Genomic DNA, 13,063 nt, shown 5'->3' on the forward strand with positions numbered 1-13,063 from the left:
GTTCTCGGGGCACGGTTTGAGCGTGCGCCCGGTGGGGACCGTCCACTCCCGCAGATCATCTGGGACAAGATCATCGGACACCCGGCAAAACATGCCAACACAACACCCCGACTACCAAGCCACCACACCGATCTCATTCTGAAACGACCATTTAAAAACGGGGGTTCGGAAAGATTGGATCTTCATGATTTCCGCTGTAGCGTCGACGCATTGTCACGACTTGAATGGCAGTCCGGTGCCGCCGGATTCGTTGGGGACCAGGTGTGTTGGCAGCACGCGTTCCCTTCCCGATGAGCTTGCGAAGACCGAAGAGAATGGGGAGCGGCCCTGTGAGCCGATCCGATTTCATTTCTGCTGAACGCGTCCGTGTGAGGGACAACGCCGTCGCGGTGGTGGGGGTCTCCTGCCGACTGCCGTCCGCGGAAGACCCCGCAGGGTTCTGGCGGCTGCTGACCGACGGCGCGAGCGCGGTCGGTCAGGTGCCGCCGGGGCGGTGGAGCGACGGAGCGGCTCCCTCAGGCGCGACCGGCCGGGGCGCCTTCCTGGACGAAGTAGACGGCTTCGACGCCGAGTTCTTCGGAATCTCTCCCCGCGAAGCGCGTGCGATGGACCCACAGCAGCGTCTCACGCTGGAGCTCGGGTGGGAGGTCCTGGAGGACGCGGGCGTACTGCCGGCCGCCGTACGGGGCAGCGACACCGGTGTGTTCGTCGGTGTGACCGCGGACGACTACAGCGCGCTGGACCGGCGCAGGGGACCGGCGGCGATCGGGCATCACACCCTCACCGGTCTGAACCGCAGTGTGATCGCGAACCGCCTCTCCTACTTCCTCGGGCTCCGGGGGCCGAGCCTGGTCGTGGACACCGGGCAGTCGTCGTCGCTGGTGGCGGTGCACCTCGCGTGCGAGAGCCTGCGGCGCGGTGAGTCGGACACGGCGCTGGCCGGCGGTGTGCATCTCAACCTGGCACAGGACAGCGCGACGGCGGCCGACCAGCTCGGCGCCCTCTCCCCGGACGGCCGCTCCTTCACCTTCGACGAGCGCGCCAACGGGTACGTCCGCGGCGAGGGCGCGGGCATGGTGCTGCTCAAGCCCCTGGCGAGTGCGCTGGCCGACGGCGACGAGATCTACTGCGTCATCGAGGGGAGCGCGGTCAACAACGACGGCCCCGCGGAGGGCCTCACCACCCCCGATCCCGGCGGACAGCGTGCCGTGCTGCAGGCCGCCTGCCGACGGGCCGAGGTAGACCCGGGCGAGGTCCAGTACGTGGAGCTGCACGGGACCGGTACCCGCGTGGGCGATCCGGTCGAGGCGGCGGCGCTCGGCGCCGTATACGGCGAAGGGCGCACCGGGGGACCGCTGTTGGTCGGTTCCGCCAAGACGAACGTGGGGCACCTGGAGGGCGCCGCGGGCATCACAGGCCTCCTGAAGGTCGCGCTGTCCCTGCGGAACGGCGAGCTGCCTGCGAGCCTGAACTTCGAACGGCCCAACCCCCGGATCAGCTTCGCCGACTGGCAGTTGGACGTGGTGACCCGGACCCGTCCCTGGCTCTACCGCGACGGCCGCGCCCTCGCAGGCGTGTCCTCGTTCGGCCTGGGCGGCACCAACTGCCACCTCATCGTGTCCGCAGCCGAACCCGCCCCCGAGAGCGCGGACACGGACGCGGGCACGGAAACGCCGGACAGCGCAACAGGCTGTGCCGTGCCGTGGCCGCTGTCCGGCCGCACCCGGGACGCGCTCCGCGCCCAGGCCGCCGCACTCGCGTCGCATCTGGAGGAGAACGACCAACTCACCCCGGTGGACGTGGGCTTCTCCCTGGCGTCCACCAGGACCGCGTTCGACCACCGCGCCGTCGTCCTCGCGCCGGACCGGCCGGACGTCCCGGCCAGTGCCGCCAGCGCGCCCGAGGCGCCGAACGCCCCGGGCGCGCTGGCGGCACTGGCCGGCGGTGAGCCGGCGCCCGGCGTGGTGCGGGGAGTCGCCGACATCGAGGGCAAAACCGTATTCGTGTTCCCGGGCCAGGGCTCCCAGTGGGCGGGCATGGGCGCCCGGCTGATGGCGGAGTCCCCGGTGTTCGCCGAGCGGCTTGCCGAGTGCGCCGCCGCCCTGGCGCCCCACGTGGACTGGTCACTGCTCGACGTACTCCGGCAGGTCCCGGGGGCACCGACCCTGGACCGGGTCGACGTGGTCCAGTCCGCCTCCTGGGCGGTGATGGTCTCCCTCGCGGCGGTGTGGCAGGCGCACGGAGTGGTCCCGGACGCGGTGCTCGGCCACTCCCAGGGGGAGATCGCGGCGGCGTGCGTCTCCGGCGCGCTGTCCCTGGAGGACGCGGCCCGGGTCGCCGCCCTGCGCGGCCAGGTCATCGGACGCGGCCTCGCTGGCTCCGGCGGCATGCTGTCGGTGGCGCTGCCTCGGGACGAGGTCGAGGCCCGGCTGCACCGCTGGGACGGCCGGATCTCGGTCGCTGCGTTGAACGGACCGAACTCGGTGGCGGTCTCCGGCGAACTGGAGGCTCTGGAGGCGCTGTTCGCGGAACTGACGGACGCGGACGTCCGGGTGCGGCGGATCGCCATCGACTACGCCTCGCACTCGTCCCAGGTGGAGCGCGTACGCGAGGAGCTGTCGGCCTCGCTGGAGGGCATCGCCCCGCGCCGCGCCGAGGTGCCGTTCTTCTCCACCGTCACCGGCGACTGGCTCGACACCACCGGTGTGGACGCCGGGTACTGGTACCGCAACCTGCGCGGGACCGTCGCCTTCGAACCGGCCGTACGCGCACTGCTCGGGCAGGGCCACGAGGTCTTCGTCGAGGTCAGCTCCCACCCCGTGCTGACCGGCGGGTTGCGGGAGATCATCGACGAGGTCGACGTCCGGGCGGTCGCCGTCGGCACGCTGCGCCGGGACCTGAGCGGGGCGGACCGGTTCCTGACCTGCCTCGCGGAGCTGTACGTCCGCGGTGCGCCGGTCGACTGGACGGGTTCGTTCGCCGGGACCGGCGCGCGGCGGGTCGCCCTGCCGACGTACGCGTTCCAGCGGGAGCGGTACTGGCTCCAGGAGCCAATGGGCGAAGCCGTGTTCCAGGCCGCGGCTGCTCCGGCCCCCGGGGACGATCACACCGCGATAAGGGACACCACGGGTACGGAGCCGAGCCGCACGGAGTCCGACGCTCCGTGGACACGCGCCGCCCTGGGGAAGCTGGTTCGCGCGGAGACCGCCGTGGTGCTCGGCTTCAGTTCCGCGGAACGGACGAATCCGGCGCAGTCCTTCAAGGAGCTGGGTTTCGACTCGGCCATGACGGTGGAGCTCGTGACCCGGCTCAAGGAGGCGACCGGAGTACGGTTGCCCAACACCGCGCTCTTCGACCATCCCACCCCGGACCGGTTCGCCGATCATCTGGCCGGTGAGTTCGCGGGGACGGCGACCGGCGAAGAACCGGCCACCGGCGAAGGACCGACGGAACCCGGCGCGGACCCGGCGCACGAACAGATCGCCGTCGTGAGCATGGCGTGCCGCTTCCCGGGCGGCGTGACCTCGCCGGAGGAGCTGTGGGATCTGGTGTCGGGCGAGACCGACGCCATGTCCGGCATGCCCGCCGACCGGGGATGGGCACGGGAACTGCTGGCAGCCGGCAGGCCGGGCGGTTTCCTGTACGACGCGGACCGCTTCGACGCGGCGCTGTTCGGCATCTCGCCGCGCGAGGCGGCGGCCATGGACCCGCAGCAGCGGCTGGCCCTGGAGGTGAGCTGGGAGGCGGTGGAGCGCGCCGAGATCGCTCCGTCGTCCCTGCACGGCAGCAGGACCGGTGTGTTCGTGGGCGCGATGGCCCAGGACTACGGTCCCCGGCTCCAGGACAGCCACGGCGAGGCGGAGGGACATCTGCTGACCGGCACCTCCCCGAGCGTCCTGTCCGGCCGTATCGCCTACGCCCTGGGGCTGCGGGGTCCCGCGCTGACCGTGGACACGGCCTGCTCCTCGTCACTGGTGGCACTTCACCTGGCGGCGCAGGCCCTGCGCTCCGGAGAATGCTCCCTGGCGCTGGCCGGCGGCGTCACCGTCATGTCCGAACCCGGGATCTTCGTGGAGTTCGCCCGGCAGGGCGGCCTGTCGTCCGACGGCCGCTGCAAGGCGTACGCGGAGGCCGCGGACGGTACCGGATGGTCCGAGGGTGTGGGCGTCCTGGTCCTGCAACGGCTCTCGGACGCGGTCCGGGACGGCCGCCGGGTGCTCGCCGTCCTGCGCGGCACCGCCGTCAACTCGGACGGCGCGTCGAACGGCCTGACCGCCCCCAGTGGCATCTCGCAGCGCGAGGTGATCAGTCAGGCCCTGGGCGTCGCGGGTCTGGTGCCGTCGGACGTGGACGCGGTGGAGGGGCACGGTACCGGCACCCGGCTGGGTGACCCGATCGAGGCCCAGGCGCTGCTCGCCACCTACGGGCAGGACCGGGAGCGCCCGCTGCTGCTGGGGTCGATCAAGTCCAACATCGGTCACACGCAGGCCGCTTCCGGGGTCGCGGGCGTCATCAAGATGATCCTGGCGATGCGGCACGGCGTTCTGCCCAGGACACTGCACGTGGACGCGCCGTCGTCGCAGGTGGACTGGTCGGCCGGCGCGGTGGAACTGCTCACGTCGCCCCTCCCGTGGCCGGAGGCCGAGCGGCCCCGGCGCGCGGGCGTGTCGTCGTTCGGGATCAGCGGCACGAACGCCCATGTCATCGTTGAACAGCCGCCTGAGGACGTACCCGTTGGGCAGACGGCTGCAGCCCTCCCGGCGCCGGTCCGGCCCGAGGTGGTGCCGTGGCCGGTGTCGGCCCGCACCGAGGAGGCGCTGCGGGACCAACTCGACCGGCTGGCCGCGTACATGGACGGCGCCGGCGCGACCACGCTGGACATCGGCTACTCGCTCGCGACAACCCGCTCCGAACTGGAGTGCCGTACGGTCCTCCTGGCCGCCACCGACAGCGCGGACGACGACGGCGGGCAGCCGGTGACGGCGGCCGAGGGCACCGCGATGGGCGACCCCGGGCCCCTGGCGCTCCTCTTCGCCGGGCAGGGCGCGCAGCGGCTGGGCATGGGCCGCGAACTGCACGCCCGTTTCCCGGTGTTCGCGGCGGCATGGGACGAGATCTGCGCGCTGCTCGACGCTGAGCTGGAGCGGCCGCTGAGCGAGGTGGTCCTCGGCGACGACGCGGGGCTGCTGAACCGTACCGATTACGCCCAGCCCGCGCTGTTCGCGCTGGAAGTGGCCCTCTTCCGGCTGGTGGAGTCCTGGGGGACGGCGCCCGACCTGCTGATCGGGCATTCGGTGGGCGAGATCGCGGCGGCGCACGTCGCGGGCGTACTGTCCCTGCCCGACGCCTGCACGCTCGTCGCCGCACGCGGACGGCTGATGCGGGCGCTGCCCGAAGGCGGTGCCATGGTCGCGCTGCGGGCCACCGAGGCCGAGGTCGCGCCCCTGCTCGCCGCTGTCGCGGACCGGGTGGGACTCGCCGCGGTCAACGGCCCGCAGGCCGTGGTGATCTCCGGCGAGACCGACGCCGTCGAGGCCGTCGCGGACCGGTTCGCCGCCGAGGGCCGCAAGACCACACGGCTGCGCGTCAGCCACGCCTTCCACTCCCCGCTGATGACGCCGATGCTGGACGGCTTCCGCGCCGTCGTCGAGACCCTGACGTTGAACGAGCCGCGCATCCCGATCGTCTCGACCGTCACCGGCGAGCCGATCGGCGCGGAGCGGATCAGCACGCCCGGCTACTGGGTGGAACACGTCGGTGTGACCGTGCGGTTCGCCGACGCCGTGACCGCCGCGGCCGCCACAGGCAGCCGCACCTTCCTCGAACTCGGCCCGGACTCCTCGCTGTCCGTACTGGCGCAGGACGCCCTGACCGACGCGGCGGGCGTCGAGGCCGTACCGCTGCTGAGCAAGGACCGCGGTGAGGAGACCGCGGCGGTGACGGCGGCCGCCCGCCTGTACACGCAGGGCCTGCGGGTCCGTTGGGCCGAGTTGTTCGCCGGGACCGGAGCGCGCCGCGTCGCGCTGCCCACCTACGCCTTCCAGCGCGAGCGCTACTGGCTCGCGCCCACAACCCCGAACGCGGGCGCCGGTGTCGTCTCCGCGGGTCTCGGACGCGCCGAACACCCGCTGCTCGGCGCGGTCGTGGAGCTGCCCGAGACCGGCGGCCTGCTCTGTACCGGCCTGCTGTCGGCGACGGAGCAGCGGTGGCTTTCCGGCCCTGCCGTGGACGGACCCGCGCTCTTCCCCGGGACCGGATTCGTGGAGCTGGCGATCCGGGCGGGCGACGAGGTCGGCTGCGGTCTGGTCGAGGAACTGACCCTGCTCGCACCGCTGGTGCTGTCCGGACCGGCCGGCGGCGCGGCCAGGATTCAGGTGATGCTCGGCCGTCCGGACGACCGTGGCCGCCGCACCCTGGCCGTCCACGCGCGGCCGGCCGACGATCGGGACGCGCCCTGGACCCCGCACGCCACCGGCGTACTCGCGCCGGGCGCGCCCGTGACCGGCGCCGACGAGCGGGTGTGGCCGCCCGGGGGCGCCGTGCCGGTCGACCTGGACGCGCTCCGCGAGCGGCACGCGACCGACGGACCGGCGCTCCCGGGCGTACGCGCCGTCTACCGGGCCGGCGACGATGTGCTGGCCGAGATCGCCCTGCCCGCACCGCTCACCGAGGAGGCCGGCGCCTTCCGCCTGCACCCCGCGCTCCTGGACGCGGCGCTCCCCGTCGCCGCGCTGACCGGGCCCGACGACGCCGTCGGCCGGCGGCTGCCCGCCGCCTGGTCCGGGGTGTCCCTGCACGCCGAGGGCGCTACGGTGCTGCGCGTCCGGATGAGCAGGACGGGCGAGGACACGCTCACGCTGAGCGCGTCCGACGCCGCCGGCGATCCCGTCATCTCCGTACGCGCGCTGACGCTGCGCTCGGAGACCGCCGAGGTCATACGGACCCCGGCCGGGGAGCCGCTGCCGGGTCCGGAACGGCTGCCCGTCCCGGTGTCCGGCACCGGCGGGCACGACCCCGTCGTCCCGCAGGCCGACAGCGCGCCTGCCGTCTTCCACGGCCCGGTACCCGCCGGACCCACCCGTCGCACTGCCGCCGCTGCCGGCACGGACGCCACCGGCCTGCTGGCCGGGCTCACAGCCGACCAGGCCCGCGCCGCACTCCTGCAACTGCTGCGTGAGCAGGTCGTCGCGGTACTCGGGCACGGGGGGACGGCGGCGGTCGCGGCCGGACGGACGTTCAGGGACCTGGGTTTCGACTCCCTGACCGCCGGTCAGTTCCGTGACGGCCTGCGGAAGCGAACGGGCCTGCGTCTGCCCTCGACGCTGATCTACGACTACCCGACGCCGGAGGCTCTGGCCGCCCACCTGTGGACCGAACTCGGCGGCGAACCAAGCGGGTTGGGGCGGCCCACCGAGCAGGCCCCGGCCACGGCGGGCGGCCGCGCCGACGGCACTGACGCCGCGGAGCCGATCGCGATCATCGGAATGAGCTGCCGGTTCCCCGGCCAGGTGCGCTCGCCCGAGCAGTTGTGGGAGCTGCTGGCCGAGGGCACGGACACCCTGTCCCCGCTGCCGGCCGACCGCGGCTGGGACCCGGGCGTGTACCACCCCGACCCGGAGCGCGCGGGCAAGACCTACGCGGGAGCGGGCGGTTTCCTCGACGGGGTGGCCGAGTTCGACCCGGGATTCTTCGGCATCTCCCCGCGCGAGGCGGTCTCGATGGACCCGCAGCAGCGGATGCTGCTCGAGCTGACCTGGGAGGCGTTCGAACGTGCCGGGCTCGACCCGGCGTCCCTGCGGGGCAGCACGACCGGCACGTTCGTCTCCGCCTTCCCCCAGGAGTACGGCACCGGGGTCTCGGAGGACTCCGACGGATACCAGCTCACGGGAACGATGCCCAGCGTGCTCTCGGGGCGTCTCGCCTACCTGTTCGACTTCAGCGGTCCGTCCGTGACGGTGGACACCGCCTGCTCGTCCGGCCTGGTCGCCATCCACATGGCATGCCAGTCGCTGCGCTCGGGAGAGACGTCGCTGGCGCTGGCCGGCGCCGCGACGGTGCTGTCGGCCCCGGACGTCCTCGTCTCGCTGAGCAGGCACCGCGTCCTGGCACCCGACGGGCGCAGCAAGGCGTTCGCCGAATCGGCGGACGGCATGGGCATGGCCGAGGGCGGCGGGGTCCTGGTGCTGGAGAAGCTGTCGGACGCCGTCCGGCACGGTCACCCGGTCCTGGCCACCGTCCGCGGATCGGCGGTCAACTCCGACGGCGCCTCCAACGGGCTGACGGCACCGAGCGGCCCCGCGCAGCAGCGCGTCATCCGGCAGGCCCTGGCCAACAGCGGCCTTCTCCCGTCCGACGTCGACGCTGTCGAGGCGCACGGAACCGGTACGGCCCTGGGCGACCCGATCGAGGCGCACGCGCTGATGGCCACCTACGGCCAGGACCGCGACGCGGACTCGCCGCTGCTGGTCGGCTCGGTCAAGTCCAACATCGGGCACACCCAGGTCGCCGCCGGGGTCGCGAGCGTCATCAAGATGGTGATGGCGCTGCGGCACGGCAGCCTGCCCAAGACCCTGCACGCCACCGAGCCGTCCTCGCGCATCGACTGGGACGCGGGCGCCGTCAGCCTGCTGGCCGAGCCGACGCCGTGGCCCGAGTCCGGCCGGCCGCGGCGGGGCGCGGTGTCGGCGTTCGGCATGAGCGGGAGCAACGCGCACGTCGTCCTGGAACAGGCTCCCGGGACGGCGGGCCGGTCCCTGCCCGCCGACCGGTCCTTGCCGGATGGTCAGTCCCCGTCCGCCGGCCCCTCGCTTCCGGACAACCCGGCACCGCAAGGGCCTGTCGCGTGGCCGCTGGCGGGCAAGACGGCCGGCGCGCTCCGCGCCCAGGCCGAGAAACTGCTCGCCCACCTGGCCGACCACCCCGGGCTGCGGCCCCTGGACGTCGGGCACTCGCTGGCGACGACCCGTGCCGCGTTCGAGCACCGGGCGGTGCTGGTCGGTGACGACAGCGAGGCATTGCGCGAAAGCCTGGCGGCCCTGGCCCAGGGCACCGCGCACGCCGGTGTGCTGCGGGGAACCGCGCCCGAGCGCGGCCCGGTCGTCTTCGTCTTCCCCGGCCAGGACGCGGCGTGGCCGGGCATGGCCGCCGGGCTGCTCGACGTCTCTCCCGTCTTCACCGCCCGCGTCGCCGAGTGCGAGGCGGCCCTGACCCCGTACCTCGACTGGTCGCTCACCGGCGTGATGCGCGGCGACGCCGGCACTCCGCCGATCGAAGGGCGACCGGACGTACAACAGCCCCTGCTGTGGGCCGTCATGGTGTCCCTCGCCGCCCTGTGGCGCTCGCTCGGCGTCGAACCGGCCGCTGTGATCGGCCACTCCCAGGGCGAAGTCGCCGCCGCCTGTGTCAGCGGCGGTCTGTCGCTGGAGGACGGCGCGCGCGTGGTGGCCCTGCGCAGCAGGCTCATCCACGAACAACTCTCCGGCACCGGCGCGATGATGTCGGTGATGGCGTCGCCCGAGCAGGTGCGGGCGGTGTTGGACGAGGTCCCGGGCACGGTGTCGATCGCGGCGGTCAACGGACCGAGGACGGTCACGATCTCCGGCGATCCGGCAGCCATCGACAAGGCCGAGCGCGGCCTGTCCGCCGCCGGCGTCATGCGCTGGCGGCTGGCCGGAGCGGACTTCGCCGCCCACTCCGCCCATGTCGAACGGATCGAGACCGAGCTGCTTGAGCAGCTGACCACCGTACGGCCGCGCGCCTCCGAAGTGCCGTTCTACTCCACGGTCACCGGAACCCGGCTGGACGGTGAGGAACTGGACGCCCGCTACTGGTGCCGGAATCTGCGCGAGACCGTGTCCTTCGCCGAGACGATGACGACATTGGTGCGCGAGGGGTACGGCTGCATGATCGAGGTCAGCCCGCACCCGGTGCTCTCGGTCGGCACCACCGAGATCATCGAGAGCGAGGGCAGCCGGGCGGTCACCCTGGGCACCCTGCGCCGGGACCAGGGCAGTTGGGACCGTGTCCTGCGCTCGGTGGGGGAGGCGTACGCGCACGGCGTGGCCGTCGACTGGAGCACGGTGCTGCCCGGCGGCCGCACCGTGGACCTGCCCACCTACGCCTTCCAGCACGAGTTCTACTGGACCGCTCCGCCCGCCCCGGCCTCGGCGCCCCGTTCGGCCGACTCCACCGACGAGCCGCTGTGGAACGCCGTCGACCAGGGGGACGCCGCGGCCGTCGCCACGCTGATCGGCCTGGAAGCCGAAAGCAAGGACGCGCTTGACGCGGTGATCCCGGCGCTCTCGTCCTGGCGCAAGCGGCAGGACGAGCACACCCTGGTCAGCTCGTACCGCTACCGGTCGGTGTGGACACCCCTGCGCGTCCCCACCGGCCCGGTCCTGACCGGAACATGGCTCGCCGTGAGCGCCGACGGCGTCGACGACACGGACGTACTGGCCGCGCTCACCGCGCACGGCGCCCGGACGCGCCGTGTCGTCCTCGACGGGACCTGCGCCGACCCCGAGGTGCTGGCGGCACGGCTCGGCGACGTCAACACCGTGGCCGGTGTGCTCTCCCTGCTCGCGACCGCCGAAGAACCGGACGGAGACGAGCCGTACGGCGGCGAGCCCGCGCTGCCCGCTGGTCCGGCGCTGACACTGTCGCTGGTCCGGGCGCTGATGGCGTCCGGCGCCGAGGTACCGCTGTGGGCGGTCACCCGCGGCGCGGTCTCGACCGGCCCGGCCGACCCGGTGCGCGATCCACGGCAGGCCATGGTCCTCGGACTCGGACGGACGGCGGCGGTGGAGGCACCATCGCTGCGTGGCGGTCTGGTCGACCTCCCCGAGCGGCTCGACTCCGAGGCGGCGGGACGGTTCGCCGCGCTGCTGTCGGGAAGCACGGGGGAGGACCAGGCGGCGGTGCGGTCCTCGGGTGTCCTCGTCCGGCGGCTGAAGCGGGCGCCGGCGCCTACCGGTTCGCCCGGCACCTGGTCGCCCCGCGGCACGACGCTGGTGACCGGCGGCACCGGAGCGATGGGCGCTCACGTCGCCCGATGGCTGGCCCGGCAGGGAGCCGAGCGCCTGGTCCTGCTGAGCCGGCGCGGTGACACGGCTCCGGGCGCGCCCGAACTGCTGTCGGAGCTGAACGACTTGGGCGCGAAAACCGAAGCGGTGCGCTGCGATCTGACCGACCGAGACGCCGTCGCGGCGGTGCTCGACCGGCTCGCCTCCGACGGCGCGCCGGTGCGCTCGGTGGTGCACATGGCGGGGACACGCACCCTCGGCCCCCTCGGCACGGCGAGCGCCGACCACGTCGCCGACGCGGCGCGCGCCAAGGTGACCGGCGCCGCGCACCTCGACGAACTGCTGGACGACACCGCCCTGGACGCCTTCGTCCTGCCCCTGTCGGTGGCCGGCACCTGGGGCGTCGGCGACCACGTGGCGCAGGCGGTGGCCAACGCGTACCTGGAGGCGCTGGCGGTGCGGCGCCACACCCGAGGCGCCCGCGCCACGGCGATCTCCTGGGGCCCGTGGGACGAGGCACGCCAACAGTTGGGCGAGAAGGCCGCCGAACAGATGGTCCGCGGCGGGGTGTCCTTCCTCGACGGCGGCCTGGCCCTGGCCGGACTCGCCCAGGCGCTCCACGAGGAGGAGACCGCGCTGACGGTCGCCGACATCGACTGGGAGCGTTACCTCCCCGTCGTCACCTCGGCCGGACCTGTCCCGTTCCTCAGCGAACTGGCGGAGGAGTACCGGGCCGAGGAGCCCGTGCCCACCGGTGGCGAGGACGGTTTCGCTGAACGGCTGCGGAGCCTTCCGGCCGAGGAACAGCGGCGACTCCTCGTCGACCTGGTACGCGGCGAGGCCGCGGCGGCGCTCGGTCACAACTCCGGCCAGGCGGTCGAGGAGGACGCGGCGTTCCGTGACAACGGCATGGACTCGCTCGCGGCGGTCGACCTGCGGAACCGGCTCGTCGCGGCGATGGGCACGACGCTGCCCAGCACCGTCGTCCTCACCCACCCGACCCCGGCCGCCCTGGCCGACCACCTTCTCGACCGTCTCGCCGCACCGCAGGAGGAGAAGAAGGAAACAATCGCCGCCTCGCCGACCGATCTGGTCGTCAGCCTCCACCGCGAGGCGATGCGGACCGGCCGTCTCGAAGAGGGCGACATGCTGCTCCGCAACCTCGCGGCGCTCCGGCCCAGGAGCGGCGACCTTCTGCCGCCGACCGTGGACCGGCTCACGGCGGGCACCTCGGGGCCCCGTCTGGTCTGTGTGGCCCCCGTCGTTCCGCTGACCGGAGCCCACACGTACTTCGCGCTCACCCAGGCGCTTCCCGAGGACTGGGACATCTCCTGCCTGACGCCTCCGGGCTTCGGCACGGACGGGACGCTGCCGGAGAGCCGGGAATCACTGGTCGCGGGGCTGGCCCAGGCCGTGGTCGCGGGCGGCGGCGACAGCGAGGAAGGCGTGATCCTCCTCGGCACGTCGTCCGGCGGCATCCTCGCCCACGAGACCGCCCGGTACCTCGCCGACCACGGCACGGACGTGCGGGCCGTCGTGCTCCTGGACACGTACGTACTGGAGACTTCCGCCGCCCGCGGGCTGATGCCGCACATGTGGCACGGCCTGTACGAGCGCGAGCACCTGGCCGGCGGTTACACCGCGTCCGACCTGTCCGCCTACGGCTGGATGGAACACCTCCTGCACACCTGGAACCCCGGCCCCACGCCTTTCCCGACCCTGCTCCTGCGGGCGTCGGAGGCGCTGCCGGCCCCGGAGGGAACGGACACCGACCCGGACTGGCAGTCGAAGCTCCCCCACATGAGCACCACGCTCACCACCCCGGGCAACCACTTCACCCTCACCACCGAACACGCTGCGGCCACGGCCGCGAACATCACCGACTGGCTCGGGGAGCAGGCCGGATGAGCGGCGGGGCGCTGCGGGTGGCGGACGCCAGGTGAATGGCGAGGCTTGACGGAGACGCCGAGGGGTGTGAGCGCTCAACTCGCCCCACTTAACGTGCGTTGGGGAAAGCGCCCTCGGTCTGGCCCTCACGGGTT

1 protein-coding gene is annotated in these 13,063 nt (G+C 73.3%); it reads left to right on the top strand.

Features of this window, described 5'->3' with window-relative positions; all coding sequences use genetic code 11:
- The first annotated feature begins 368 nt into the window (after positions 1–368).
- Positions 369–12,929, top strand: a complete 12,561-nt coding sequence (locus tag ACIP6N_RS02540) for a type I polyketide synthase (protein WP_401812207.1) — start codon at positions 369–371, stop codon at positions 12,927–12,929.
- The last annotated feature ends 134 nt before the right edge of the window (positions 12,930–13,063 follow it).

The organism is Streptomyces sp. NPDC088725 (genome assembly GCF_044751305.1).
In the GTDB taxonomy this organism is placed as follows: Bacteria; Actinomycetota; Actinomycetes; order Streptomycetales; family Streptomycetaceae; genus Streptomyces.